The organism is Arthrobacter sp. IK3 (assembly GCF_051337705.1).
Lineage (GTDB): Bacteria > Actinomycetota > Actinomycetes > Actinomycetales > Micrococcaceae > Arthrobacter_B > Arthrobacter_B koreensis.
The window spans coordinates 152,458-178,533 of record NZ_JBPPSW010000010.1; the positions used below are offsets into that span (position 1 = coordinate 152,458).

25 protein-coding genes are annotated in these 26,076 nt (G+C 66.4%); 12 read left to right on the plus strand and 13 right to left on the minus strand.

Translation table 11 applies throughout. The annotated features are described in order from the left end of the window. The first annotated feature begins 6 nt into the window (after positions 1 to 6). A complete protein-coding gene (locus tag ACSLGO_RS14255; RefSeq protein ID WP_436401365.1) occupies positions 7 to 1,740 on the plus strand; it encodes an acetyl/propionyl/methylcrotonyl-CoA carboxylase subunit alpha in 1,734 nt (577 codons plus the stop codon). 63 nt (positions 1,741 to 1,803) lie between these two features. Beyond that, positions 1,804 to 2,478, plus strand: coding sequence for a GntR family transcriptional regulator (locus tag ACSLGO_RS14260; protein WP_386886771.1), 675 nt, complete (start codon positions 1,804 to 1,806; stop codon positions 2,476 to 2,478). Positions 2,479 to 2,499: 21 nt separating this feature from the next. Here the strand turns inward: ACSLGO_RS14260 and ACSLGO_RS14265 are convergent, their stop codons facing one another. From ACSLGO_RS14265 to ACSLGO_RS14285, 5 genes are all read right to left on the minus strand, one after another. After that, a complete protein-coding gene (locus ACSLGO_RS14265) occupies positions 2,500 to 3,309 on the minus strand; it encodes a putative hydro-lyase (RefSeq protein ID WP_091607435.1) in 810 nt (269 codons plus the stop codon). A gap of 53 nt (positions 3,310 to 3,362) precedes the next feature. Further along, positions 3,363 to 4,580 carry an NRAMP family divalent metal transporter gene (locus ACSLGO_RS14270; protein ID WP_436401348.1) on the minus strand — a complete coding sequence of 406 codons (1,218 nt, stop codon included), beginning with the start codon at positions 4,578 to 4,580 and terminating at the stop codon, positions 3,363 to 3,365. A gap of 238 nt (positions 4,581 to 4,818) precedes the next feature. After that, positions 4,819 to 5,988 carry an ROK family transcriptional regulator gene (locus tag ACSLGO_RS14275; RefSeq protein ID WP_377956420.1) on the minus strand — a complete coding sequence of 390 codons (1,170 nt, stop codon included), beginning with the start codon at positions 5,986 to 5,988 and terminating at the stop codon, positions 4,819 to 4,821. A gap of 91 nt (positions 5,989 to 6,079) precedes the next feature. Beyond that, complete coding sequence (locus tag ACSLGO_RS14280) at positions 6,080 to 7,135, minus strand: ABC transporter permease (protein WP_436401349.1); 1,056 nt, start codon at positions 7,133 to 7,135, stop codon at positions 6,080 to 6,082. Continuing rightward, the gene (locus ACSLGO_RS14285; RefSeq protein ID WP_436401350.1) at positions 7,132 to 8,661 is read right to left on the minus strand and encodes a sugar ABC transporter ATP-binding protein; all 1,530 of its coding nucleotides are present in this window, start codon (positions 8,659 to 8,661) and stop codon (positions 7,132 to 7,134) included. Before ACSLGO_RS14285 ends, ACSLGO_RS14280 begins: the two co-directional genes overlap by 4 nt. A gap of 159 nt (positions 8,662 to 8,820) precedes the next feature. Between ACSLGO_RS14285 and ACSLGO_RS14290 the strand changes: the two genes are divergently transcribed. The 3 genes from ACSLGO_RS14290 (at position 8,821) to ACSLGO_RS14300 (ending at position 12,179) form a co-directional block, all read left to right on the plus strand. Beyond that, positions 8,821 to 9,867: a substrate-binding domain-containing protein gene (locus ACSLGO_RS14290; RefSeq protein WP_091607467.1), complete on the plus strand. Its 1,047-nt coding sequence runs from the start codon at positions 8,821 to 8,823 to the stop codon at positions 9,865 to 9,867. Between the two features lie 93 nt (positions 9,868 to 9,960). Continuing rightward, positions 9,961 to 11,142, plus strand: a complete 1,182-nt coding sequence (locus ACSLGO_RS14295) for a Gfo/Idh/MocA family protein (RefSeq protein WP_436401351.1) — start codon at positions 9,961 to 9,963, stop codon at positions 11,140 to 11,142. A 35-nt stretch (positions 11,143 to 11,177) separates the two neighbouring features. Next, on the plus strand, positions 11,178 to 12,179 hold the full coding sequence (locus tag ACSLGO_RS14300; RefSeq protein ID WP_263128342.1) for a sugar phosphate isomerase/epimerase family protein: 1,002 nt from the start codon (positions 11,178 to 11,180) through the stop codon (positions 12,177 to 12,179). A 73-nt stretch (positions 12,180 to 12,252) separates the two neighbouring features. Here the strand turns inward: ACSLGO_RS14300 and ACSLGO_RS14305 are convergent, their stop codons facing one another. The 3 genes from ACSLGO_RS14305 to ACSLGO_RS14315 all read right to left on the minus strand — a co-directional run bounded on the left by ACSLGO_RS14305 (position 12,253) and on the right by ACSLGO_RS14315 (position 15,540). After that, a complete protein-coding gene (locus ACSLGO_RS14305; protein ID WP_436401352.1) occupies positions 12,253 to 13,800 on the minus strand; it encodes a hypothetical protein in 1,548 nt (515 codons plus the stop codon). 199 nt (positions 13,801 to 13,999) lie between these two features. After that, positions 14,000 to 14,497: a thiol peroxidase gene (gene tpx, locus ACSLGO_RS14310; protein ID WP_091607475.1), complete on the minus strand. Its 498-nt coding sequence runs from the start codon at positions 14,495 to 14,497 to the stop codon at positions 14,000 to 14,002. A gap of 260 nt (positions 14,498 to 14,757) precedes the next feature. After that, entirely contained in the window at positions 14,758 to 15,540 is a 783-nt protein-coding gene (locus ACSLGO_RS14315) for a coniferyl-alcohol dehydrogenase (protein ID WP_387005656.1), read from the minus strand. Positions 15,541 to 15,716: 176 nt separating this feature from the next. On the opposite strand from ACSLGO_RS14315, the gene ACSLGO_RS14320 reads away from it, so the two are divergent. After that, positions 15,717 to 17,153: an aldehyde dehydrogenase family protein gene (locus ACSLGO_RS14320; RefSeq protein WP_436401353.1), complete on the plus strand. Its 1,437-nt coding sequence runs from the start codon at positions 15,717 to 15,719 to the stop codon at positions 17,151 to 17,153. A 145-nt stretch (positions 17,154 to 17,298) separates the two neighbouring features. Here ACSLGO_RS14320 and ACSLGO_RS14325 read toward each other — a convergent pair whose 3' ends face one another. Then, complete coding sequence (locus ACSLGO_RS14325) at positions 17,299 to 18,678, minus strand: MFS transporter (protein ID WP_325787766.1); 1,380 nt, start codon at positions 18,676 to 18,678, stop codon at positions 17,299 to 17,301. Between the two features lie 236 nt (positions 18,679 to 18,914). On the opposite strand from ACSLGO_RS14325, the gene ACSLGO_RS14330 reads away from it, so the two are divergent. Then, positions 18,915 to 19,856, plus strand: a complete 942-nt coding sequence (locus ACSLGO_RS14330) for an MBL fold metallo-hydrolase (RefSeq protein ID WP_226802528.1) — start codon at positions 18,915 to 18,917, stop codon at positions 19,854 to 19,856. Positions 19,857 to 19,880: 24 nt separating this feature from the next. Here the strand turns inward: ACSLGO_RS14330 and ACSLGO_RS14335 are convergent, their stop codons facing one another. The 3 genes from ACSLGO_RS14335 to ACSLGO_RS14345 form a co-directional block, all read right to left on the minus strand. Further along, the gene (locus ACSLGO_RS14335; protein ID WP_436401354.1) at positions 19,881 to 20,669 is read right to left on the minus strand and encodes an IclR family transcriptional regulator; all 789 of its coding nucleotides are present in this window, start codon (positions 20,667 to 20,669) and stop codon (positions 19,881 to 19,883) included. A 98-nt stretch (positions 20,670 to 20,767) separates the two neighbouring features. Further along, on the minus strand, positions 20,768 to 22,000 hold the full coding sequence (locus ACSLGO_RS14340; RefSeq protein WP_436401355.1) for a cytochrome P450: 1,233 nt from the start codon (positions 21,998 to 22,000) through the stop codon (positions 20,768 to 20,770). A 64-nt stretch (positions 22,001 to 22,064) separates the two neighbouring features. After that, the gene (locus ACSLGO_RS14345; RefSeq protein ID WP_152274927.1) at positions 22,065 to 23,030 is read right to left on the minus strand and encodes a PDR/VanB family oxidoreductase; all 966 of its coding nucleotides are present in this window, start codon (positions 23,028 to 23,030) and stop codon (positions 22,065 to 22,067) included. A 255-nt stretch (positions 23,031 to 23,285) separates the two neighbouring features. On the opposite strand from ACSLGO_RS14345, the gene ACSLGO_RS14350 reads away from it, so the two are divergent. Continuing rightward, on the plus strand, positions 23,286 to 23,630 hold the full coding sequence (locus ACSLGO_RS14350; RefSeq protein WP_436401366.1) for a YidH family protein: 345 nt from the start codon (positions 23,286 to 23,288) through the stop codon (positions 23,628 to 23,630). After that, positions 23,630 to 23,965: a DUF202 domain-containing protein gene (locus ACSLGO_RS14355; RefSeq protein WP_436401356.1), complete on the plus strand. Its 336-nt coding sequence runs from the start codon at positions 23,630 to 23,632 to the stop codon at positions 23,963 to 23,965. Before ACSLGO_RS14350 ends, ACSLGO_RS14355 begins: the two co-directional genes overlap by 1 nt. An 18-nt stretch (positions 23,966 to 23,983) precedes the next feature. Here the strand turns inward: ACSLGO_RS14355 and ACSLGO_RS14360 are convergent, their stop codons facing one another. Beyond that, positions 23,984 to 24,487 carry a DinB family protein gene (locus ACSLGO_RS14360; protein ID WP_091607478.1) on the minus strand — a complete coding sequence of 168 codons (504 nt, stop codon included), beginning with the start codon at positions 24,485 to 24,487 and terminating at the stop codon, positions 23,984 to 23,986. A 242-nt stretch (positions 24,488 to 24,729) separates the two neighbouring features. Between ACSLGO_RS14360 and ACSLGO_RS14365 the strand changes: the two genes are divergently transcribed. From ACSLGO_RS14365 to ACSLGO_RS14375, 3 genes are read left to right on the plus strand one after another with little or no spacing between them, the layout of a single operon-like run. Next, positions 24,730 to 25,095 carry an ArsR/SmtB family transcription factor gene (locus ACSLGO_RS14365; RefSeq protein ID WP_263128340.1) on the plus strand — a complete coding sequence of 122 codons (366 nt, stop codon included), beginning with the start codon at positions 24,730 to 24,732 and terminating at the stop codon, positions 25,093 to 25,095. Beyond that, complete coding sequence (locus ACSLGO_RS14370) at positions 25,092 to 25,598, plus strand: SRPBCC family protein (RefSeq protein WP_091607484.1); 507 nt, start codon at positions 25,092 to 25,094, stop codon at positions 25,596 to 25,598. Before ACSLGO_RS14365 ends, ACSLGO_RS14370 begins: the two co-directional genes overlap by 4 nt. After that, the gene (locus ACSLGO_RS14375; RefSeq protein ID WP_091607487.1) at positions 25,595 to 26,074 is read left to right on the plus strand and encodes an SRPBCC family protein; all 480 of its coding nucleotides are present in this window, start codon (positions 25,595 to 25,597) and stop codon (positions 26,072 to 26,074) included. Before ACSLGO_RS14370 ends, ACSLGO_RS14375 begins: the two co-directional genes overlap by 4 nt. Positions 26,075 to 26,076 lie beyond the last annotated feature (2 nt).

Consider the following 26,076-nt stretch of genomic DNA (forward strand, 5'->3'; position numbering starts at 1 on the left):
ACCCGTATGAAAAAGGTCCTGATCGCCAACCGCGGTGAGATCGCCGTCCGCGTGGCCCGCGCCTGCGCCGACGCCGGCATTTCCTCCGCTGCCGTGTACTCGGACCCCGACGCCGATGCGCTGCACGTGCGCCTGGCCGACGAGGCCCTCCCGCTCGGCGGCGCCTCCGGCGCGGACACCTACCTGAACATTCCCAAACTCATCGATGCTGCCCGCAGGGCCGGCGCGGACGCCGTTCACCCCGGCTACGGGTTCCTCTCCGAGAACGCTGACTTTGCGCAGGCAGTGCTCGACGCCGGACTCACCTGGATCGGCCCGTCACCGCAGGCCATCCGCGACCTGGGCAACAAGGTCACCGCCCGGGAGATCGCCGTCCGCGCCGGTGCTCCCCTGGTGCCCGGCACCGAAGGCCCGGCTGAGAGCGCCGAACAGGTCCGCGCCTTCGCCGAGGAACACGGCCTCCCGGTCGCCATCAAGGCGGCTTTCGGCGGAGGCGGCCGAGGCATGAAGATCGCCCGCCGGCTGGAGGACGTGGAGGACGCCTTTGAGTCTGCGGTCCGCGAGGCAGTGTCCGCGTTTGGCCGTGGTGAGTGCTTCGCCGAACGGTTCCTGGACAAGCCGCGGCACGTTGAAGCTCAGGTGCTGGCGGACACGCACGGCAACGTCGTTGTCGTCGGCACCCGTGACTGCTCACTGCAGCGCCGGAACCAGAAACTGGTGGAGGAAGCCCCGGCGCCGTTCCTCACCGATGAACAGCGCACCACCATCCATGAGTCCGCCAAGGCCATCTGCCGGGAAGCCGGGTACACCGGTGCCGGAACCGTGGAATACCTGGTCTCCCCCGACGGATTGATCAGCTTCCTGGAGGTCAACACCCGGCTCCAGGTGGAGCACCCGGTCACTGAAGAGACCGCCGGCGTTGACCTTGTCCGCGAGCAGTTCCGCATTGCCGACGGCCTGCCGCTGTCCATCACCGAAGATCCGGTCCCGCACGGTCACGCCTTCGAATTCCGGCTCAACGCCGAGGATCCGGCCCGCGGGTTCCTGCCCGGCCCCGGCCCGGTGGAAGCCTTCGAGCCGCCCACTGGCCCCGGCATCCGGATGGACACCGGTGTGCGGTCCGGCTCCGTGGTTCCCAGCGAGTACGACTCCCTGATGGCCAAGCTGATCGTTTGGGGTGAAGACCGCCCGCAGGCCCTGCGCCGGGCGAAGGCCGCACTGGACGAACTGGTGATCAAGGGCGTGCCCACCGTGGTGCCGTTCCACCAGGCCGTGGTCCGCTCCGAGGCGTTCACCCGCGACGGCGAGCTGGGCGTCTACACCACATGGATCGAATCCGAGTTCGCTGAACCGCTGGCTGCCTCGCCGCACATTGCCGCGGCGTCGGACACCGCGCGGGAAACCATCACCGTGGACATCGACGGCCGTGCCGTCGCCGTCGGCCTGCCCGCTGCGCTGCTGAACGCACTGCGGTCCGGCGGCAGCGGCACCGCGCAGGCGTCCTCCAACACTCCGGACACCGCCGACGCCGCCCGGCTGGCCTCGCCAATGGCCGGGAACCTGGTCAAGTGGCTGGCGGACGACGGCGCAGAATTGGCCGAAGGCGATCCGGTGGCAGTGCTGGAAGCAATGAAAATGGAAACCACCGTCCGGGCCCACCGCACCGGAAGCTTTGCCCGGGCTTCGCTGGAGGCCGGTGCCGCCGTCGGCCGCGGGGATTCCCTGGGCGAGATTGGCTGAGCACAGCCGTAACACCTCCGGCGGGTACACCGCCGGACCCCTTCCAGCCGCTAGGTTGGATGGATGGCTCTGAACCTGGACGAGTACGCCGAACAGCGTGCCTCGCATACCAACATCACGCTGTGGGCGGCGGAAGTGCTGCGGGCCCAGATTGCTGCGGGGAAACTCCTCCCCGGCACCAAGCTCTCTGAACAGCAGCTTGCCTCGTCCCTGAACATTTCCCGGAACACGCTGCGGGAGGCGTTTACAGTGCTCAGCGGCGAGGGCGTGGTGAGCCGGTATCCGAACCGCGGCGTCTTCGTTGCCTCCCCCGGCGCCGACGCGGTGCGGCGGATTTACCAGGTGCGCCGGATGCTGGAACCGTCGGCCGCGCTGTGGGGTCCGGAACTGGACCTCGAAAGGCTGGATCGGGTGATTGCCGCTGCACGGGAAGCCAAATCCCTTGGCTCCGTGGCAGAGATGGCAGCTGCGAACCAGGCCTTCCATGAGGCTGTCATCGCGATGTCCGGCAGTACGCAGCTGCAGGACCTCATGTCCCGCGTGCTCGCCGAAATGCGGCTGGTCTTTTATGCCATGCGCAGCGAACCGGACTTCCACTCCCACTACGTGGAACAGAACGCGAGGATCGTGGAGCTGCTGCGGGCCGGAAAGCGGAAGAAAGCGGCGGAAACGCTCCGCGGCTACCTCGACGCCGCCGAGGCCGAACTGCTGGAGCACCTGGCTGCGGACGGGCACTAGCCCGCCCGCAGCAAAAGCCTGCTAAGGCACCAGGTAGGCGCTGTCCCGGGCGTCGGTGATCAGCATGTGGCCCGGCGCGTGGCCGATGGCCAGGGTCGGCTTCGACTCCATGACCGCCGCCTGCGGGGTCACACCGCAGGCCCAAAACACCGGAAGGTGTCCCGCGGGAATGTCCACCGGGTCGCCGAAGTCCGGCCGGCCCAGGTCCGCAATGCCGATCTCGGCCGGGTTGCCCACATGCACCGGGGCCCCGTGGACCGCCGGATAGCGGGAGGTGATCCGCACGGCGTCGGCCACTTGGGAGGCCGGCACCGGCCGCATTGACACCACCAGCGGACCGGACATTTCACCGGCCGGCTCACAGCGCACCGAGGTGCGGTACATCGGCACGTTGGTGCCCTGGTCGATGTGTGCAATCCGGATGCCGCCCTCCTGCAGCGCCGCCTCAAAGGTGAAGCTGCAGCCCACGATGAAGGTCACCAGGTCATCGCGCCAGTAGTCGGTGATGTCCGTCGGGTCTGCGGTCTTTTCTCCGTTCACGTAGACCGTGTACCGCGGGACGTCGGTGCGGATGTCCCCGCCGGCCAGCAGCGGCCCGCTGGTCTCACCGGCGTCGAGCACACCAAGGATGGGGCAGGACTTGGGGTTGCGCTGGGCGAAGAGCAGGACGTCGAAGGCCTGCGCCTTCGGCACGATGATCAGGTTCGCCTGCGCGTACCCGGCCGCCCAGCCCGCCGTCGGCGTCACCAGACCATCCCGGAAGAGTTCCCGGGCCTCGGCGGGAGACAGGGCAGCCCGGTCAAGTGCGGCCAGTGTTTCAGGTTTTGTCATGCGTTCATCCTTCTGTAGGCGGCTCGGGCCGGGCCCGTGCCGCGGAATGCGGACTACTGCCAGAGGGCGGCGAGACCGGAGAGCGAATTCCAGCCCAGGAACAGGGTCAGCGCCCAGGACAGGACACCGATGATCAGCAGCCACTTCGGGTAGTCGTAGCCGTTAAGGAGGTCCCGGCGGCGCCAGGCAGCCCAGAGCAGGATGCCGAAGCCCAGTGGCAGGATCAGGCCGTTGAAGGCACCGGCGAAGACCAGCAGCGTCTGCGGAGCCTGGCCAAGCAGCAGGAAGGCAACGGTGCAGACGGCGATGAACGCCACGGTCAACAGGCTGCGGGTACGGTCCTTGGTTGCGGGGGTGGTGATGAAGGAAACCGAAGTGTAGGCGGCACCGATGACGGAGGTCAGGGCCGCGGCCCAGAACACAATGCCGAACATGCGCAGGCCAATCTCACCTGCTGCGTGGTAGAAAGCATCGGCCGCGAGGTTGTCGCCGGCCAGGGTGACGCCGCTGGCCACCACACCGAGGATGGCCAGGAACAGGAGCATACGCATCACGCCGGTGACGATGATGCCCAGGAGCGAGACCTTGGTGATGTCTTTGACGTGTCCGGGGCCTGTTGTGCCGGAATCGAGTAGGCGGTGGGCGCCGGCGTAGGTGATGTAGCCGCCGACGGTGCCGCCGATCAGGGTGGTGATGGTCAGGAAGTCCACCTGCTCGGGCAGCACGGTGTTCTTCAGCGCCTCGCCGACGGGCGGTGCGGCGCTGATTGCTACGTAGAGCATCAGCAGGATCATGATGGCGCCGAGCGCCACCACGATCCGGTCCAGGGCCAGGCCGGCCTTCTTGGACAGGAAGATGAAGATGGCGACGGCGGCAGAAATGGCACCGCCCACCTTGGTGTCCATGCCGAGCATGGCGTTCATGCCCAGGCCGGTGCCGGCAATGTTGCCGATGTTGAATACCAGGCCGCCGATGAAGACCAGTACCGCGAGCAGCCAGCCCGCCCCCGGCAGCACCTTGTTGCCCAAAGTCTGGGCACGCAGCCCGGAGACGCCGATGATGCGCCAGACGTTCATCTGGACCGCGATGTCCACGAGGATCGAGACCAGGATCGCGAACGCGAACGCCGCGCCGAGCTGGACTGTGAACACGGTGGTCTGGGTGATGAAGCCAGGTCCGATGGCGCTCGTGGCCATAAGGAACATGGCTCCGAGCAGTGCCGTGCGCTTGGCGTTAGGCCGAACCTTCACCTTCGTCGGCTTGGTTTCCATGGTTTTTCCGATCACTGGAGAATGTGGGGGGCGCCACAGGGGCTTCCAGCAGTCTAAAGGTTGTTGAACAATCCGCCAGTCTTTTTGTTGAACAATCGCGGGTTCTTTACATGCTTTTTACATGGAAGGTGTGTTTGGGGCCGGCAGCTTCGGTGCGGACACTGACCCGCCCGCTGATCCGGTGGCCTGTCGCCAATGCGTCTCCAGTGATGGCTGCCCGCAGTCCGGGCAGTTTGCCCTACGGTTTTACCCGGGCCAGCAGCATCCGCTCGATGCTCTCCGCGGACAGCGCGTACTGGATGGCCAGCACCCCGGCCCCACGCATCCCGGCGTCCAGCCCGGACACGGACTGCACAATCCGCAGGTGCTGGGTGGCCAGGGGCATGGTGCGGGAGTAGACAACTTCCCGCACTCCGGCGATGAAGTGCTCACCGGTCAGGGCCATTGACCCGCCGATCACGATCACCGCCGGGTTGATCATGGACAGGCAGGCGGAGAGCACCTCCCCCACATCCCGGCCGGCCTGGCGGACAGCATGCACGGCCTCGTGGTTGCCCTGGTTCACCAGCTTCACTACGTCCCGGCCGTCCCGGGCGTCCAGCCCGGCGGCCTGCAGCTTTTCCGCTACGGCGTTGCCGGAAGCCAGCGCTTCCAGGCACCCGTAGTTCCCGCACCGGCAGAGTTTGTCCCCGCCCCCGCTCACCCGGATGTGGCCAATGTCCCCGGCCACGCCGTCGGCGCCGCGGAGCAGCTCGCCGTTGCAGATGATGCCCGCGCCAATGCCGGTGGCGACCTTCAGGAACACCAGGTCAGCGACGTCGGGCCATGCCGCCTCGCGTTCACCGACTGACATCACGTTCACGTCGTTGTCCACCAGCACGGGCACGCCGAAGTGTGATCCCAGATAGGCCGGAACGTCGAAGCCGTTCCAGCCGGGCATGATGGGCGGGTTGATCGGCCGCCCGGTCCGGTGCTCCACGGGTCCCGGAACGCCAATGCCGACGGCGAGCAGGTCACGGGAGGCTCGGCCGGCCTCTTCGAGGAGCCGGTCCCCCAGCTTCGCCACGGTGTCCAGGACCGCCTCCGGCCCGGCGCTGACCAGGAGCTCCTCGGTGGCCGCGGCAAGTGTGTTGCCCGCGAGGTCGCAGACTCCCAGCCGCAGATGGGAGGCCCCGATGTCCACACCGAGGACCACTTGGTTTCCGGTGTTCAGGGCGAACCGCGACGACGGGCGTCCGCCGGTGGATACGGCGTCCTCCACGGGAGCTACCAGGCCGATCTCCATGAGGGCCTCGAGCCGGAGCACGATGGTGGACCGTGCCACTCCCACAATCTCCGCCAGCTCCGACCGGGTTCGTGGCTGCCCGTTCCGGAGCAGCTGGAAAAGTTCACTCGCTCCGGAGACCACGGAGGCATTCCTTATATCGACCACCGGGCAATTCAAGCACAGGAATCGGCGTTACTCTGCCGGACGAGGTTGCAGCGGGCACCGGGGAACCTCATATCGCCCCCTTGCGCCGGGTACCCCGCACGGCGAAGCGCTGCTGCAGCAGCACCGCCACCACGATGATGACGCCCTTGGTGACGTTCTGCACCGAGGTGTCCAGGTTGTTCTGGACGAAGACGTTGGTGAGGGTGCTGAACAGCAGGACGCCCAGGATGGTGCCCACGATCGTTCCGCGGCCGCCCACCAGCAGTGTCCCGCCCACCACGACGGCGGCAATCGCGTCCAGCTCGTACAGGGTTCCGTGGGTGGAGGTTCCGGCGGTGGTGCGGCCCATCATCATGATCGCGGCGATGCCTACCGTGACGCCGGAGAGTACGTAGAGCCAGACGATGTGCCGCTTCACTTTGATCCCGGCGAGCCGGGTGGCCTCGAGGTTGCCGCCGATCGCCACCGTGCGCCGGCCGAAGGTGGTGCGGTTAAGCAGGAACCATCCCGCCGCCGCCACGATCAGGAAGATCCAGACCAGCAGCGGCACGCCCAGGAAGTTGGAGCGCAGCACGGAGGTGAAGTCCCGGTTGGTGACAATCTGCGTGCTCCGGCCGGAGATCAGCTCCGCCAGGCCGCGCGCGGCCACCAGCATAGCCAGGGTGGCAATAAACGCCACCACGTTTCCGTACGCGATGATCACGCCGTTGATCAGCCCGGCGAGGGCACCCACGGCCAGGGCCACGGCCACCATAAGCAGCCAGCTGCTGTTGGTGGCCGCAGCCTGCACCGCTGCGAGGCTCGCCACCACGCTGGCCAGGCCCATCACCGAGCCGACGGAGAGGTCGATGCCGCCGGCGGTGATGACGAAGGTGACCCCAATGCAGATCACCCCGATGATCGAGGCCAGCCGCAGGATCGTGAGCATGTTGTCCACGCTGAGGAACTGCGAGCCGCCGGTTGCCGCGCCCACGGCGATCAGCAGCCCCAGGGCAATGATCAGGCCGAGGTTGCGGACGCCGGATCCCCCCATCAGCTGCCGCACGCCCCGCTGGCCGGAGGCAGCGGTGGCTCCCCCGCCCTCGGAGGAGGGCTGGAGCGTCGTTGTGTTTTGGTCGCTCACTGGGAGTTTCCTTTCAGGACGAGGTCAAGTACGGAATGCTCATCGATGTCTTTCGCGTCGCTGACGGCCAGCATGCGGCCGGCGTCGAGCACCAGCACGCGGTCAGCGAGGCCAATGACTTCCTCGATTTCGCTGGACACCACCAGGATTGCCACTCCCCGTGCGGCGAGCTGGCGGATCAGGGCGTAGATCTCTGCTTTGGCGCCAACGTCCACACCGCGGGTGGGTTCATCCAGCAGCAGGATCCGTGTGCCGTGGATCAGCCAGCGTGCCAGCAGGACTTTTTGCTGGTTGCCGCCGGAGAGGGTGCGGGCCGGGCGTTCAGTATCTGCCGGGGTGAGCTGCAGCGCCGCGGTTTGTTCCTGCGCTGCCTTCCTTTCGCCGCGTTCGTTGAGCAGCCCGCGGCGGGCAAACCGGGCGAACGTGGACAGGGTGGCGTTCTTGTAGATCGGCTCGTCCAGGAGCAGTCCCTGGCTTTTGCGTTCCTCCGGTGAGAGCCCGATGCCGGCGCGAATGGCTGCCGAAACCGATCCCGGCTGCAGCCTGCTGCCGTCCACGCTCACGCTGCCGGCGGTGGCCTTGCGGGCACCGTAGATGGTCTCGAGGATCTCCGAGCGGCCGGACCCCACAAGCCCGGCGAGGCCGAGGATTTCCCCGGGCCGGACCGAGAAGCTGATGTCCCGGAAGGACCCCGCCAGTCCCAGCCCGTCCACCTCGAGGAGCGGTTTGCCCTCTGCGACCGCTGCCCGCAGCGGGAACACGTTGCTGGTTTCCCGGCCCGTCATCAGCTTCACCAGCTCGGACCGGGACACGGACTTGACCGGCAGCGAGGACGCAGTACTTCGTCCGTCCTTGATGACGGACATCCGGTTGCCGATCTGGTCAATCTCCTCCAAGCGGTGCGAAATGTAGACCACCGCAATTCCCTGCCCGGTGAGCTGGCGGATCACCCGGAAGAGGTTGGCCACCTCTCCGGTGTCCAGGATGGCGCTGGGCTCATCCATGATGATCAGCCGCGCGTTGCGGGACAGCGCCCGGGCCATGCTCACAATCTGTTTGCCGGCGGCGGACAGGGTGCCAACCTCGGTTCCCGGGGAAAGGTCTTCATGGCCAAGCCTCGCCAGCAGCTTGCGCGCCTTGTCCTTCGCATCCCGGACGCGCAGCACGCCGGCACGGGCGTCCTCGTGTCCCAGGAAGATGTTCTCGGCCACGTTCAGGCCGTCCACCACGTCCAGTTCCTGGTACATGGTGGCGATGCCCAGCTCCAGGGCATCGGTGGGGGACGTGAGCTGCACCGGCTCACCCAGCCAGCGGATCTCGCCGCCGTCCGGCTGGTGCACCCCGGAAAGTGCCTTGATCAGCGTGGATTTCCCGGCGCCGTTCTGCCCGAGCACGCAGTGCACCTCTCCGGGCACCACCTCGAGGTTCACCCCCTGCAGTGCCCGCACTCCGGCGAAACTCTTGCTCAGGTTGCGGACCTCAAGCAGCGGCTGGAGGCGTTCTGGGACATCGCTGGCCATCGACATGGAACGGAGCTTACACACTTATGTCGATCACTGACAGTATCTTGCAGTATTTTCGACAGACTTCTGTTAGTGTGACGGCCATCACGATGAGGTGCGGGGCATGCAAGGTGCCAACAGGCCTCTTGGAGAAGGAACACCGATCGATTAGAGGAGACAACCATGCAGGCACTACGCATGCCGGGCCGGAGGCAGCTCGTAACCACCGCGGCGTTTATCGCCGTTGGCGGGCTCGTCCTCACCGGATGTTCAAGCGGCGAAGAATCCAGCAGCGAACCCACCAACAACTCGGTGGACGGCAACCAGGCCGAGGGAGACACCGTAGTCATCGGTTTCTCCGGTCCGGCCGCAGACCACGGCTGGCTCGGGGCCATCAACTCCGCTGCACTGGCCGAAGCGGAGAAGTACCCGGACGTTGAACTCCGGGTGGCGGAAGGCACCAATGACGCCAACCTGCAGATCAGCCAGGTGGAGCAGTTCATCAACGAAGGCGTGGACGCCATCGTCCTGCTGCCCACGGACGGTGCGGCACTGACCTCAGTGGCCACGCAGGCGATGGAGGCGGGAATTCCGGTGATCAACGTTGACCGCGAATTCTCCAGCCCCTTCGCTGCCCGCACCACCATCCTGGGCGACAACTACGGCATGGGTGTCAGCGCCGGAACCTACATCTGCGAGCAGGTGGGAGACAATCCCGACGCCGTCGTTGCCGAGATTGCCGGGATTGACTCCCTGCCGCTGACGCAGGACCGCAGCGCCGGCTTCAAGGACGCGCTCGAGGGCTGCGGACTGGAGGTCAGCAACCGGGTTGCCGCTGACTTTACGGTCCAGGGCGGCGAAGCGGCGACGTCCCAGCTGCTCTCCGCGGCTCCGGAAATCGACGCACTGTGGAACCACGACGACGACCAGGGCATCGGCGTCCTGGCCGCCATCGATGCGGCGGGCCGCGACGAGTTCATCATGGTGGGCGGCGCAGGATCCGCCAACGCGATGCGCGAGATCCAGGCCGGCGACAGCGTCCTGAAGGCCACCATCATCTATCCCTCCACCCAGGCCGCGGATGGTATCCGCCTCGCCCGCCTGCTGGTCCAGGACAAGGCGATGAGTGACCTGGTGGAGATCGAAGTGCCCAACCGTGTGGTCCTCTACGCACCGGTGGTCACCAGCGAGAACGTGGAGAAATACCTGCCCACCGCGTTCGAGTCCTAGATCTGTCCATCTGCGGGGCGTGGTGGGGCGCCCCGCAGATGGACCCAGGAACCATTCCCGCCGCGGTATACCCGCGGCAGCTAGGAGAGAAACATGCACAAACCGCTGAGGATCGCACTGGTGGGACACGGGTTCATGGGTGCGGCGCATTCCCAGGCCTGGCGGGTTGCGCCGCGCTTCTTCGACCTTCCGCTGCAGCCCGAAATGTCCCTGCTGGTAGGGCGCGACGCCGGCCGGACGGCCGCGGCGGCCGCCAAGTGGGGCTGGACGGAGACATCCACCAACTGGCGCGAAGCGGTGGAGCGGGAGGACATCGACGTCGTGGACATCGTGACTCCGGGCGCTTCCCACGCCGAGATTGCCATCGCCGCCTTGGAGGCAGGCAAGCACGTGCTGTGCGAAAAGCCGCTTGCCAACACCGTTGAGGAAGCAGCCGCCATGGCCGACGCCGCTGCCCGCGCTGCGCGGAACGGCGTCCAGGCGATGGTGGGGTTCACTTACCGGCGGCTCCCCGCGACTACCCACGCCCGTGACCTGGTGGCGGGCGGGGCGATTGGCGACATACGCCAGGTTCGCGCCGCCTACCTGCAGGACTGGTTGGTGGATCCGGAGGCACCGCTATCCTGGCGGCTGGAACAGGACAAGGCAGGTTCGGGCGTGCTGGGAGACCTGGGCGCCCACATCATCGATCTGGCCCAGTACGTCACCGGCCGCAAACTGACCGAGGTCAGCGGAACTCTGGAAACGCTGGTGGAGAGCCGTCCGCTGCCGGATTCAGCCGGGGCCGACGGCGGACTGGGCGGCCAGCGTGGCACCGGAACTGCGCGCGGGGCGGTGACGGTGGACGACGTCGCACTGTTTACCGGCCGCTTCGAGGACGGTGTCCTGGGCACGTTCGAGGCAACGCGGATGGCCACCGGACGAAAGAACGCGCTGCGCCTGGAGGTCTCCGGCACCCGCGGAGCGGTGAGCTTCGACCTGGAGGACCTGAACTTCCTGGAGTTCTACGACTTCACCGGCCCGGCGGACCGGCAGGGTTTCACCCGCATCATGGTCACCGAACCGGGCCACCCCTATGTTGGTGCGTGGTGGCCCGCCGGACATTCGCTGGGCTATGAGCACGGGTTTGTCCATCAGGTGACCGACTTCGTTACCGCTGTGGCCGCCGGAAGCCCGCCGTCGCCGTCGTTCGCTGACGGCCTGCAGGTCCAGAAGGTCCTGGACTCGGTCACCCGCAGCGCCGCCGCATCAAGCAGCTGGACCCCGGTGGGTTAGGGCCCGCCCCCGATTCCTAGGCGAAGGAGCCGAACATGTCACGACCGATCACCCTGTTCACCGGCCAGTGGGCCGACCTGCCGTTCGAGGAGGTGGCCCGGCTCGCGTCCGAGTGGGGCTACGACGGCCTGGAGATCGCCTGCTGGGGCGACCACCTGGATCCATGGCGGTGGGATGAAGACGGATATGTCCAGGGCAAGAAGGACATCCTGGAGAAGTACAACCTGCAGGTCTTCGCGATCTCCAACCACCTCAAGGGCCAGGCCGTCTGCGACGATCCCATCGACCAGCGGCACCGGGACATCCTGCCCGACCAGGTGTGGGGCGACGGCGATCCGGAGGGCGTGCGGCAGCGCGCCGCGGAGGAAATGAAGCATACCGCCCGGCTGGCGGCAGCACTGGACGTGAAGACGGTGGTGGGGTTCACCGGTTCATCGATCTGGAAGTATGTGGCGATGTTCCCGCCGGTTTCAGCGGACGCCGTGGAAGCCGGCTACCAGGACTTCGCGGACCGCTGGAATCCGATCCTGGACGTGTTCGACGAGGTGGGCGTCCGGTTCGCCCACGAAGTCCATCCCAGCGAAATCGCCTACGACTACTGGACCACGGTCCGGGCGCTCGAAGCGATCGGACACCGCCCCGCGTTTGGCCTGAACTGGGATCCCAGCCATTTCGTGTGGCAGGACCTGGATCCGGTCAGCTTCCTCTGGGACTTCCAGGACCGGATTTACCACGTTGACTGCAAGGACACGAAGAAGCGGATGTCCAACGGGCGGAACGGCCGGCTGGGCTCCCATCTGCCCTGGGCGGATCCGCGCCGCGGCTGGGATTTCGTGTCCACCGGCCACGGTGATGTGCCGTGGGAAGACGCGTTCCGGATGCTGAACAGCATCGGTTACGACGGCCCGATTTCGGTCGAGTGGGAAGACGCCGGCATGGACCGCCTGGTCGGCGCCCCGGAGGCACTGGCCTTTGTACGTTCCCTGGCCATGGATCCGCCGGAGGCCGCGTTCGACGCCGCCTTCTCCTCCCGCTGATTCCTGTACAAACGCAAACGGTCCCGCGGCACTTTGCCGCGGGACCGTTTGGTGTGTTCGGCTTTCGTGCCGGTTACGGCAGGCGCCAGTACACCTCGTCGTTGTTCTCCTCGGCGAGGATCATGCGCATGGCCAGCCGGGAGTCCTCTCCCAGCGCGCTGTCCGGAACGTCGAAACACCGTTCAACGGTGACGGAGTCCCCTCTGCCCAGCAGTTCCTGGTCAACGCTGAGCTCTCCGAGGTTGCTGGAGCAGCCAAGGACGCTGTAGATCCGGTTGTCGGTTCCAATCAGTTCTGCCGGCAGGTCGAGCCAGGGCCGGCCGTCGCCGCTGCCGTTGTAGACCGCAGAGAAACGGGCCATCACATAGTTGTGGTCCGGCGCGCCGGCAGTGGTGTCACGTTCCTGCACCTGGGCAGCGGCGTCGCGGTCCAGCTCGGTCAGGGTGACCGTGTAATCGCCTACGGTAACTTCGTCACCGGCGGAATTGGCCGGTTCGGAGACCAGGCCGCTGATGTAGCTCTCCGAGTACTCGTAGGAGTAGTCCTGCTCTTCAGCGTCCAGGAGCTCTTCGGAATAGTCCTCGGTGGAGGACTCCGTACCGGCTTCGGTTCCGCTTTCCCAGTAGCCTGCGTCCTGGAGCGACCCGACGACGAGGGTGTTCACGACGATCCCGACGACGATCGACAGCACTGAAACGGACAGTCCGGCGATGGCCAGCGGCTTGGCGATGTTCTTCGATTTGATGCCCTTGACGAGCGCAGGAATGCCCAGGCCCACGCCAACGATTGCCAGCGGGAAGGCAACCACGTTCACGAAGGGAATCCAGCACACCAGCAGGGCCAGGATGCCCAGCACCAGGGCTGCGATTGCCAGCCCCTTGCCCGGGGTGGACGGCGGCGGCATGTAGCTGGGGTAGCCGGGCTGGCCGGGATAACCGGGCTGGCCGGGGTAGCCGGTTTGGTAGCCGGGGTAACCGGACTGGCCGTGGTTTCCGTAGGGGCCGGGCTGTCCCGGGTAGCTTGGCTGGCCGGAGTAGCTTGGCTGGCCAGGCTGGCCCTGGTGACCGGGCTGACCGGGCTGGGAAGGCTGACCGGGCTGGCCCGGGTAGCCCTGGCCCTGGTACTGCGGATTCGGGCCGGCATTTTCCTGGCTTCCGGCTCCCTGGCCGGCGAAGCCCGGGTAGTCGCCGGGGTTGGTGAACGGCGGCTGGCCGGGATAACCGCCTCCGGACCCCGCGGGAGCGCCGGGAACCGAGGCGTAGGGGTTGTGCGGCGGTGCCGGCGGTGCCTGGTCCGTTCCGTAGGGAAGGGACGGGCCGCCGTCGAATCCCCCAGGAGCTGCAAAGCCTCCCGGCTGCGGGAGCGTTGGCTCGCCGTCGGGTGCCTTCCCGGCTTCCGGCGCCTGTTCACTTTCGGGCGCCGGTTCACGTGCGGGCGTCGGCTCGTCTTCGGGCACCGGCTCGCCTTCGGGTGCCTTCCCGGCTTCCGGCGGAAGCGGCGCCGTCGGCATGCCGTCCCGGGTGCCGCCGTCGTCAGCCGCGTTGTCCCCGGTGCCGCTGGCAACTCCTGTGTCCTCGCTGCCGGCGTCCTGGTCCTCGGGCCGTCCCTGGTCCCTGTCCATTCTTTCCCCCATAGATTTGTTCGTCGTGCGTTCAGGCGGACCGTCCGGGAACCGCCGCAACCCATCCTAGTCAAGGCCTGCCCCGCATAAGGCCTAGTCACGGCCTCCCAAGGCCGCTATCCACCCGGCCCCAGCACTCCGGGTGCACGCCAAAGGCCCGCCCCGCAGGCGCGGAACGGGCCTTTCAGTGAACGGTAGGCTACGCCAGGGCGGCCACCGCGGCGTCGTAATCCGGTTCGGTGGTGATTTCGGGAACGAGCTGCGTGTGCAGCACGCTGCCGTCCGCGTCGATCACGACGACGGCGCGGGCCAGCAGGCCCTGCAGCGGACCTTCGGACTGGGTCAGGCCGAAGTCCTCGCCGAAGCTGCTGCGGAACGCCGACGCGGCAACAACGTTCTCGATGCCCTCTGCACCGCAGAAACGGCCAAGCGCGAACGGCAGGTCCTTCGAGACGCAGACAACTGCAGTGTTCTCGAGCCCGGCAGCAATCTCGTTGAAGCGCCGGACGCTGGCGGCGCAGACGCCGGTGTCCACGCTGGGGAAAATGTTCAGGACTACCCGGCGTCCGGCGAGCGCTTCGCTGGAGACCTCGGACAGGTCTGTTCCCACCAGCGAGAAGGCGGGTGCGGAAGTTCCCTCAGCGGGGAGTTCACCGGAGGTGCGGACAGGATTTTCTTTGAATGCGGTAGTTGCCATGCTTTGTGTCTATCACGTTCGTCCTGCCTGGCACGGCTCGGTGACCTGCGGAACATCGAGCACCGGAAATCTGGCGAGAAAATCGCCGCGAGGGGGTTCCTTCCGGCGCCGCCGGTGTTTTACTGAAAGAGGTTCCTTAAGGCGGGACCAGAACAGGTCCACTTGGCCGGGACCAGTAGGTTCATCGGCCGGACCTTGGAACGACTCCCTGGCCATGGCTGGGGAGCCGTTCCATGTGCGGCTATTCCGGGCGGGCCGGTTTAGGAAGCAGTCAACAGCTGCTGCGAACCGCGGTGAGCGGCAAGGCCGCCGTCCACCCGAATGTCCGTGCCGTTGATCCAGCCGGCCGGCGCGGAGGCCAGAAACGTCACTACCGCGGCGATGTCCTGAACGGATCCGGCCCTGCCCAGGAGCGCCACCGCCCCTTCCACCTTGTCCACGCCGTGGTCCTTCTTGAAGTCAGCCAGGATCGGCGTCTCAACCGGCCCGGGGCTCACCGAGTTCACCCGGATACGGCCCAGGTTCCGGCTCGCCTGAAGTTCGGTCAGCAGCCGGACGGCTTCCTTGGAGAAGCGGTACGAATTCTGCGTCACCTCAGGATCGCCCTGGACCGCGGCGAGCGCCTCAGCCCAGTCCGCTGTGGAGACAAAGGAGGCGAGCTGCGGCTTGCGCTCTGCCCAGCCGGCAGCAACTGAGGAGGCGAGGTTGGTGATGAAACCGCCGTCGGCAATCTGGGGCAGCAGCGCCTCGGACAGATCCCGCAGCCCGAGGACGTTCACTCCGAGCACCAACTCGAACGGGGCGGTTCCCGGTACACCAGCAATGTTTGCCAGGCCGTGGATGGTCCCCGGGACCTGCCCCGCAGCCGCGCTAACACCCTGCGGCGACGACAGGTCAGCGCGGATGAACTCTCCGTTGAAGCTCTCCGGCTGGTTCCGGTCCACCCCGATGACCTCTGCCCCGGACGCACTGAATGCCGCCGCGGCCGCGGCGCCAATGCCTGACGCCGCTCCGGTCACTACGATCCTCTGTCCTGCAAACATGCCCCTGCCTTCCCTTGCCTGCGTGCTCCGCGGCACCAGCCGCGGCTACACCCATCTTCTCCGGCACTGCGGCGCAGGCAAGCTCTGCTTTCCACTGGGCGAACAAGTGAACTTGTCCGTTTGGGGGCTGCGGACAACGCTGGGAGCATCAGTAATATCGCGACAAAGGACGGCCTGTGACTGTTTCCCCCTCGACGTACGAGATCCATGACCCGGCCACCCTTGAAGTGGTGGACGCCGCTCCCCTGCATACAGCAGCCGACGTCGAGCTGGCCGTCGCCCGGGCCGGCACCGCCGCCGCGGCCTGGGCCGCCGACCGCGAGGCCCGCCGCGACGCCCTGCGGTCCATCGCCGGGGCCATCCGCACCGAAGCTCCGCGGCTCGGCGAAATCCTCAGCCGGGAACAGGGCAAGGTCCTGCGCGAAGCCGTCATGGAGTTCACGGTGGCGGCCGGGTTGTTCGACTACTACGCAGACCTGGAGTGGGATCAGACCGAGTACCTGCCCGAGCGCGACGGACGCCGGCTCGCCGTGCAGTACCAGCCGGTGGGCCTTGTTGGCGCCATCACCCCGTGGAACTTTCCCATTTCGCTGCTCGCAGTGAAGCTGGCTCCCGCGCTCGTTGCGGGCTGCACGGTCATCGCCAAGCCGTCCCCCAGCACGCCGCTGTCCACCATTGCCCTGGTGGAGCTGATAAACACCATCCTTCCGCAGCACGTTCTCGCCTGCGTCACGGGGCGAGGTGTCCTGAGCAGGGCGCTCAGCACGCTCCCGGGCGTCCGGAAGATTTCCTTCACCGGTTCCACCGAAGTGGGAACCGCCATCATGGCCCAGGCGGCACCCACAGTGAAGCGGGTAACCCTGGAGCTGGGCGGCAATGATCCCGCAATCGTCCTGCCCGACGCCGATCCGTCCTTTACGGCAGCAGGCATCATCGGTTCGGCTTTCCGCAACGCCGGGCAGGTCTGCATGGCGGTCAAGCGCGTTTTCGTGCCGCGCAGCAGGGCTGCCGAGTTCACGGAAGCACTCGCCGCCGCTGCGGCAGGGCTGGTGGTTGGCCGGGGGCTGGACGCCGGCACCGGGATGGGCCCCATGCACAACGCGGCGCAGCGTGACCTGGTTGCCGGGCTGGTGAAGCAGGCAACGGCCGACGGCGGGCGGCTGGCTTTCGGCGGCGGCACCGGCACTGAACTTCCCGGGTACTTCATGCAGCCAACCATCGTTGCCGATGCCCCGTATGACACTCCGCTGGTCTGTACGGAGCAGTTCGGTTCGGCGCTGCCTGTCTCTGTCTACGACGACGTTGAACAGGTCCTGGCGCACCTCAACGGACAGGAATTCGGCCTGGGTGCATCGGTCTGGACGCCGGACCTGGAGCGCGCGGACAACCTGGCCTCGCGGATCGAGGCCGGAACCGTGTGGATCAACCAGCACACCCAGGTGGAAGTCGACGCGCCTTTTGGCGGGTGGAAAGCCTCCGGCATGGGACGTGAACGCGGTTCCTGGGGTCTCTCCGAATACCTGCAGACCCGGACCATCAACGCCGTGGCAGGCGCCCACGGGGCCGGCGGCTCCGCGGCAGGTGCCCACGGGGCCGGCGGCTCCGCGGCGTAGCCCCGTCCTGCCCGTCCTGCACACAACCGGCTTGCTGCCGGCTTACCTGAGGACAGCCAGCAGGGAACGCTAAAGGTCCCCTTCCGAATGCTGGAAGGGGACCTTTCGCGTTCGTGCTGCGGGTCGTGCGCCTCTGCCTGGACTTCTACGGGGCCGCGGCTGCGGCAGGCGTAATGCCAAGCCTGCGGGCGTCGCGCTGCTGGTTGATAAACAGCAGCGCCAGGATGCCCATCAGGAGCATCAAACCGCCTGCCAGGGCGAATGCTGCGGTGTAGCCGGCGGCGGGGGACGTGCCTCCGCCGATCAGGAAGCCGGAGACTGCCGGGGCGAAAATACCGCCGGAGGAGAGCACCGCGTTGGCGATGGTCAGGTTGGCTCCGCGCTGGGCAACAGTGGTGAGCTCGGAGACGATCAGGTAGGTGATGGCGAACAGCGCAGGTGCCGTTCCCAGGCCGATCACCAGCAGGGCCATCGACAGCGCCGGCGAAGCAACCATGGTTGCCCCGAGCAGCGCTGCTCCTGCAATGGTGGCCGCGCCGCCGAGGACGAAGGACCGTGCCTGGCGGGTTGGAAGTCCGCGAAGGTGCAGGCGCTGGGTCAGGGCGCTTAGGGAGATGGTGGCGACCGCACCCCACGCTGCGGGCAGCGCGATCATGCTTCCGGCGGACTGGCTGGAGAAGCCGAGAACCGTTTCGAAGTACGCCGGCCCCCAGGACATCGCCAGGGTGAAGGTCCAGTAGCCAATGAAGGACGTCAGCACCGCGATGATCCAGCTGGCCGTGAAGATGGTGCGCCGGTAGCTGATCTTGGTATCGACCGAGTGCGTGTCCTCCGACGGGCTCAGCTCTGCCGGGTCCAATCCCTCGATTTCCGCTTCCACCCTGCGGCTCGTGTAGGGGCCTTCCTTGCCGGCGATCACCCAGAACACGGACCAGACAACGCCGACGACTGCCAGCACGGCGAACGCCGTCTGCCACCCAAATGATCCGACGATCCATGCCAGGACGGGTGCGAAGGCAACCACACCGAGGGTCACACCCGCCGACGCCACTGCTGCCGGGGTGGCTCCCTTCTTCTCCGGGAACCACTTATAGATGCTGTGCATCAGCACCGGGGCCAGGGGCCCTTCGCCCGCACCGAGCAGGAGCCGGGAGGCCCAGAGCGCTGGAAGCGTGGCGAAGAGCAGGATCGGCATCTGGGCCACGGACCAGGTCAGGCACAGCACCAGGAGGAACCACTTGGTGGGGATCCTGTTGGCCAGCGGTGCCGCGGCAAACTGGATCACCACGAAGGTGAGGAACATGGCGCTGCTGACCAGGCCGAACTGCTGCGGGGTAACGCCCAGGTCCCGCATGATCGGAACGGCTGCGATACCCAGTACTGCCTTGTCAGCCCAGCTGAGCATCATCAGGACCAGGAGCGAATAGGTCATGAACCAGCCGTAGCGGCTGCGCTTGGCTGCGGACCAGTTGCGTGGGGTGCCGGCATCCTGTTTCAGGGATGTGGGGGGTTCTTTGAGGGACACTTTCCTACCAGGCTTTCGTCGAGGGAATTCTGCACGGACGCGCGAAGCAATTACGGATTCGACTGTAAATTTGTGTGACCTGAGCAACAATTGAAGTTTTCCGGTGGCTGGAAACCACTTCGTTCCTTTCTCTCCGCCTGCGGGCATTCTGGAGGCATCCGACTTCCAACTCGCCCGGCAGGCGAAGAGATGCGAGCACAATCATGAAGACCCTCCGCCCGGAGCCTGCTCCCGGCATGTCCGTTCTTACCCTGGGCACCGCTGCCGGTCCGGCGATCCGCGGCCCGCATCCGGGCATGGCAACGGCCGTGGTGGTGGACGGAGGTTTCTACCTGGTGGACTTTGGCCTGGGCGTCACGCGTGCCGCCCATAGTGCCGGACTGCGCGGCGAGGACCTGCGCGCCGGCTTCATTACGCATCTGCACTCGGACCACGTCGCTGAGCTGCCCGGCTACTTCCTCTGGAACTGGGGCCGTCCGGTGAACGGAGTCTCTGCCCCGGTGCCCGTGTTCGGCCCCGGCGCGGACCCCCAGGCAGCCGGTGCTCAAGACAGCGGGACTGCCGCCATGGTTGACCATCTGCTTGAGGCGTTCTCCTACGACATACGGATCCGGGTCCATGACGAAGGCCGGCCGGACCTGCGGGGACTCATCGTCGCCGCGGACATTCCGCTCCCCGGACCGGTTGCCGCGGCCGCTTCCGGAAACTCCACTCCGGCTATGGAACCGTTCCTGGTGTTCGAGGATGATGCGGTTCGGGTCACGGCGATCCTCGTGGAGCATCCTCCAGTTTTCCCGGCCTTCGCGTTCCGTTTCGACAGCCGCTACGGCTCGGTAGTCATTTCCGGCGACACCACGGAGTGTTCCAACATGGTCACCCTGTCCACCGGAGCAGACCTCCTCATCCACGAAGCCGTCAACCTTGAGTACTTCGCCGGCCTGGACATGGCCCCTGAATTCCTGAATCACCAGCAGATTTCCCACACCACACCCCCGGGCGTGGGACGCGTTGCGGCGAAGGCCGGGGTGCCGCACGTTGTTCTCTCCCACCTTGCAGGCCTGGCTACGGATGAGGAATGGGAAGCGGGCGTCCGCACCGAGTTCGCCGGAACGGTTACGGTCGCGGCGCCCGGTGACCGCTTTGAGATTAGCCGGGTTCCGGCACTCCCGGTTCACTAGGATCCAGGGCCGGTGCCCTCCGGCTCAGCCGAGTGAACCGATTTCACGCCCGACGGCGGCCGCGGCAACCTGGAGCGCGGGGATAACCCGCTCGGGTTCACGCATGGGCCCAATGAAAACCACGCCCAGCGCTGCCAGAAGCTGGCCGCTTCCGTTCAGCACCGGGACCGCCAGCCCGGAGGTGCCCAGCGCCTGCTCCTCACGCGTGAGCGCATACCCGTTGTCCCGTGCCTCCTGTATCTGACGGTGCAGCTTTCCCGGCTCGGTCACGGTGTACGGAGTGCGGCGGATCAGGCTGGCGAAGGCTTTCGCGCGCACCTCAGCCGGCGCGTACCCCAAGAGGACCTTTCCCGCAGCGCTGACGTGCAGCGGCAGCCTGTCCCCCACCTGGGCCACGGGCTTGCCCACGGCCGTCCCCGAGAAACGTTCGATCAACAGGGCATGCTGCCCCTCAAGGACAAACAGGTTAACCACCTGCCTGGTAGCGAAGAGCACGTCCTGCATATACGGCCCGGCGATCGTTTTCAGGTCCTTCTCCACCGGAGCAAGAAGCCCCAGCGACCACAGCCTGTGGCCCACGTAGTAGTGGTTGCCCCGCTTGGCGACTGCCCCCCACTCAAGCAGTTCGCCCAGGAGCCGGTGGCACGTGGCAACCGGTGTATCCGAGCGCCGTGAAATCTCCGACAGCGTCAGCTTCACGTGCCCGGCGTCGAACGCTCCCAGAATGTTCAGCGCACGGGAGGTGACCGATTTGCCCTTGGCTGCTGCCTGTCCTGCCACTGCGCCGACCTCCGGTAAATCCGTCCATTCCATGTATGGGCTATCCCTGTTTATATAGCGAAACGCCCGATGCTCCCCCATCCGGGTGCCTCGGGCGTCTCTGCGCGTCATGGTGCGTTGGGTTCGGCGCCCTAGCTGCCCGCCGGAACCACCTTCACCGGAATCGATGAGAACGCGTGCAGCACGTTGTGGATCTGCGGCACGGGCTCCCCGGCCAGCTCAAGGCGTTCCACGCGCGCCGCCAGCGCCTGGAGCACCAGTTCAATTTCCAGGCGGGCAATGGGCTGGCCCACGCACTGGTGAAGTCCCATGCCAAAGGCGACGTGGCCGGAAGCACTGCGGTCCAGGTCGAAGGAGTCCGCGTTTTCGCCCCATTTCCGAGGATCACGGTTGGCCGCTCCCATGAACAGGAGGATCTTGGCTCCTTCGGGTATGGGCATGCCCTCGATCGTGGAGTCCACCGCAGCCGTGCGGTGGAACATCTGGAAGGGTGATTCAAGGCGAAGGGCCTCGTCGACGGCGAACTTGGCCAGGTTTGGGTTGGCGCGGAGCTTCTCCCACTGCTCGGGGTTAGCTGCGAGGCAGAGGAGGGTGTTGCCGATCCCCGTGACGGTGGTGTCGACGCCGGCGGAGAGCAGGGCACGGACCAGCAGCACGGCTTGGTCGGGAGTGATGCCCCCTTCGTCGGCGACCTCCCAGATTCCCGCGCCGAAGCCTCCCGGGCTGAGGTTGCGGCGTTCGCAGTTCTCGATCACCCAGGCGGAGACGGCATCGGCGTCCCGGAATGCTTCCTCGTAGACCTCATTCCTGGGGCCGAAGGCATTGAAGGTCATGGACCCGTAGGGCAGCAGGTTCTCCCTGCCTTCCTGCGGTATGCCCACGGCATCAGGGAACACCTGCAGCGGATAGATTTCCGCCAGGTCGGTGACGACGTCGAAGCTTCCCTGCGCTACGAGCTTCTCTACGAGCGCGCGCGCCGGCGGTTCGAAGTCGGCCCGGAGCCGGCGCACCGATGCCGGGCTCACCACCTTTGAGAGCCCGCGCCGCATGGCGGTGTGCGTGGGTGGATCCGATTCGAGGATTCCGGCCGGGCGCCATTCAGTGGACGTCCTGCGGTCCGCCGGGCCGAGCCCTCCCCCGGAAATGTACGTCTCGAAGTCGGTCAGGATCTCGTAGACGGGGTCATAGCGGGTCACGGCGTAGGAGCCGTATTTCTCCAGCCAGACCACGGGTCCCGCTTCCCGCAGCTTTTCGTGCAGCGGGTAGGGATCAGCGAGGTTCGCCAGGGAAAAGGGATCGTCAGGAACGGAGGGTACGCCCGCGGGCGGGGCCATGCGGCTTTCGGCAGCTGTATCGGTTGTCATCTGTGGTCCTATCGTCAGCAAGTCCAGGTAGTGGGTCCGGGTCTTCCGGACGTGGGTTGGATGCCTAAAGCTCCAGGGCCAGTGAGGGGCATCCGGCAGCGGCACGCGAGACGCAGACCAGCATGGTTTCACCGGAGGCCTTGTCCTCTGCGGACAGGACAGCATCCCGGTGGTCGATCTCCCCGGCCACAACCGGGACCTCGCAGGTGCCGCAGACCCCCTGCCGGCAGGAGGACAGCACGCGGACCCCGGCCTCCTCGACCGCTTCCAGCACCGTTTTACCCACTGGAACCTCCACCGTGATTCCGGAGTTAACCAGGTTCACCTCAAACGGTTCCGCTGATGCGCCGCTGCCGCCCAGCGCGGCGGCTGAGAAGAGTTCGGTGTGCAGGGCACCGGGCGGCCAGCCCATGCAGAAGTCCTCCACAATGTTGAGCAGGGGCGCAGGGCCGCAGGCGTACACCAGCATTTTGGCGCGTGGAAGGCCCAGCAGACCCTGCAGATCGATCCGTCCATGGGTGTCCTCCGGGTAGAGCAGCACCTTTTCCCTGCCGTACCGGGCTTCGAGTTCTTCGGCGTAGGCCATGGAGCTGCGGGTCCTGCCGCCGTATGCCAGACGCCATTCGCGGCCGGCTGCCTCTGCGGCAGCAATCATGGGGAGGATGGGCGTGATGCCGATTCCGCCCGCGATGAAGAGGTATTTCCGAGAATCCTGCAGCGGAAAGTTGTTCCGCGGACCATTGATGGTGAGTTCGGCACCCTCGGCCAGTGACTCATGTATGAACCGGGAGCCGCCGCGGGAGTTCGGGGTGTGCAGGACGGAGACCTGCAGGATCGATGCGTCTTCGCAGGGCGAGCACAGTGAGTACTGGCGGATGTGGTCCGGCAGCACCAGGTCTATGTGGGATCCGGGCTCCCACTGCGGAAAGTCGGACCAGTCCGGGTTCCTCAGCGTCAGGCGCACCACGCCCTCCGCCATCGTCTCCTTCTTTTCCAGGACAACCGTCCTGGAGTCCATTCCTCGAGCCATACCAGCAGTTCCTTTCAGCCCAGCCCCGAAAACGGCGCTGCAAGTCTGTATTGCACGTTACGTTTACGGGTGACCCACGGCACTATCTGTTTTCCGTCGAGTGGAAAGACACGGGAGATGTCCACCCGGGTTGAGAACAACGGCGAGGCGGGGTCTACCATCCAAGGTGGAATCGTCCAACCAATCGAAGAGGGTCATGTGGCTGCTGGAGAAACGCCTGCGGAAACAACCGGGCGCGGGCGTTTGGCAGCGCGGATGCTCCGGGGCGGCACCGAGCCGGACCCCCGGTTCACGCTGGCCAACGAGCGAACGTTCCTGGCCTGGATCCGGACGTCCCTGGCACTGCTTGCCGGAGGAATCGCCGTCGAGGCCTTCACCGCGGACCTCTTTGTTCCGGAGGTCCGGAAAGCCCTTGCCCTGCTGCTGCTGGTTCTCGCGCTGGTTCTGGGCAGCGGGGCCTTCTTCCGGTGGCTGCGGGTTGAGCGGGCCATGCGGTCCGGGACGCCGCTGCCCCTTCCGGTCCTGGCGCCCATCCTCGCTATAGGCGGGGGGATCACGGCCGCCGTACTGCTGGTCGTCGTGGTCCTCCGGCCAGCCTGATGGCCTGGGTGCACGGGCACGGGGATCCCGGCCTTCAGCCGGAGAGGACCTCGCTTGCCTGGAGCAGGACGTCCCTGGCGCTGGTGGTGGCCTCGGCCATGTTCCTGCGCTGGCTGCCCACCCACGGCTGGTACGCCGTCAGCCTCGTCTTCTCGGCGCTGGTGCTGGCGATCGCCATCAACTCCACGCAGCGCCGCCGGTACGGCCGGGGCTCGGCCACCATCCGTCAGGAGGCCGGACGCGCCAGTGTCGGCGCCGTGCTGACGCTGGCCGTCGCCGTCGTGGCGCTCAGCGCAGTCGGAATCGTCGCCGTGCTGGTGCTGCCGGTACCGTAGCCGTCCCCCACCGGCCAGCTACTCCCCGGTGACGCCGTCGAGCAGTTCCCGGATGATGTCCAGGTGGCCGCAGTGCCGCCCGGTCTCCTCGACCATGTGCACCAGCACCCAGCGCAGGTTGTGGCCCGCACTGTGCTCCGCTTTGCACCTGTCTTCCAGGCCGTACCTGGCAGCGACCTCGCGGGACTCGTCGCAGGCGGCCTGGTAGTCGGCAATGATCTCGGCCAGGCTGTCCTGTTCGCTGACGCGGAATTCGGCGTCGGGATCGTCGCTGCTCCAGCGGGTGGGAATGCCTTCCTGGCCGTCCAGCTGCGCACGGAACCACCAGCGTTCCACGTCGGCAAGGTGGCGGAGCAGCCCGGAAACCGTGAGCAGGGAGGGCAGCACGCGGCGTGCGGCGTCGGCATCGCTGAGCCCCTGCGCCTTGTAGGTAACGCTGGCACGGAGGTAGTCCAGGAAACCGTTGAGGGTTTCCCTCTCATCGGCTGCGTCCGGCGGATCGATTCGGTTGTCTGTGAGCATCCGCCCAGCGTAGCGGCGCGTTCGGCGGCGCCGGTAAAGCCCCGCCGTCATAAACCCACGGACCGGGACATCAGCGCCCGGCAAAAAATATCCCCAACCCTCTTGCCGTCCGGAGACGCCGGGCGTACTTTCGTGGGTAATCAACTAGATGGTTGATCAACAAGCGGGTTGGATACCGGCGGGAGCGAGAACCCACCGTGTGAAAACCGCAGCTTAACGTGCGACGCGAACGTTGGCCCCTTATGACTGAAACCCCGGAGGACATCCTGCTGGACAGGGCGTTCCTGGCGCTGGCAGATCCGGCACGCCGCCGGATCATCGCCAGGCTGTCCCGGGGCCCGGCCACGGTCAACGAACTCGCCGAACCCTTCGAAATCAGCAAGCAGGCGGTTTCGAAGCACATCCAGGTCCTCGAGCAGGCACAGCTGGTCACGCGAACCCGTGATGCGCAGCGCCGGCCCGTCCACCTGAACCCCGCACGGCTGGAGGCACTCACTGCCTGGATCGACCGTTACCGGCTGGTCATGGAAGGGCAGTTCCGCAGCCTGGACGCTGTGCTCCACCAACAGGCCGCCACGCGCGGCCGGCAGTCAAAGGACCAACAATGACCAACGCACTGCAGCTCTCCGTACCCGAGGGCGTCCCCTTCATCGACTATTCGCGGGAGATCGATTTCCCCGTCGCGGATGTCTTCCGCGCCCACGCTGACCCGGACCTGGTCAGCCAGTGGCTGGGCCCGCGCGGCATGAAAATGGAAATGGACCACTACGACTTCACCACCGGCGGCACCTATAAGTACACGCATACCGGCCCCGAGGGCATCCCGTACGACTTCACCGGCATCTTCCACACCGTCCGGGAGAACGAGTTCGCCATCCAGACGTTCGAGTTCTCCGGCTATCCCGACGTGGTCAGCCTCGAATTCAACACCTTCGAGGACCTGGGTGACGGCCGCACCCGCATCACCGTGCACGCCGTATATCCCACCCAGGAAGCCCGCGATGGAATGGCCGCCTCCGGCATGGAGGACGGCATGACCGATTCTTACTCCCGGCTGGAGGAACTGCTCGCTTCCCGTGCCGAGACCAGGACTCCGCAGGAGGCGTCATGACCAACGCACTGGAAGTCACCCTTCCCGACGGCGCACCGTACATCGACTATGTCCGCGAGTTCGACTACCCGGCACTGGACGTCTTCCGCGCCCACGTCACGGCGGACTCCTACGCCCAGTGGGTGGGCCCTGACCGCCTGGAGACCCGCATCGATGCCTTCGAGGCCACCCCGGGCGGTTCCTACCGGTTTGTGCAGAGCGACGACGACGGCGAGTACGCGTTCCGCGGCGTCTTCCACAATATCCGCCCGGGCGAGTTCATCCTCCAGACCTTCGAGTACGAGGGGTATCCGGACCAGGCGAGCCTCGATTACCTGCGGTTCGAGGACCTCCCCGGAGGCCGGTCCAGACTCGTTGGCCATTCGGTCTACCCATCGGTCCAGACCCGGGATAGCTTCGTGTCCTCGGGCATGGAATCAGGCATGGCCGCCGGCTACGACAAGCTCGAGCAGCTGCTCGCCTTCGCCACCGCCTGATT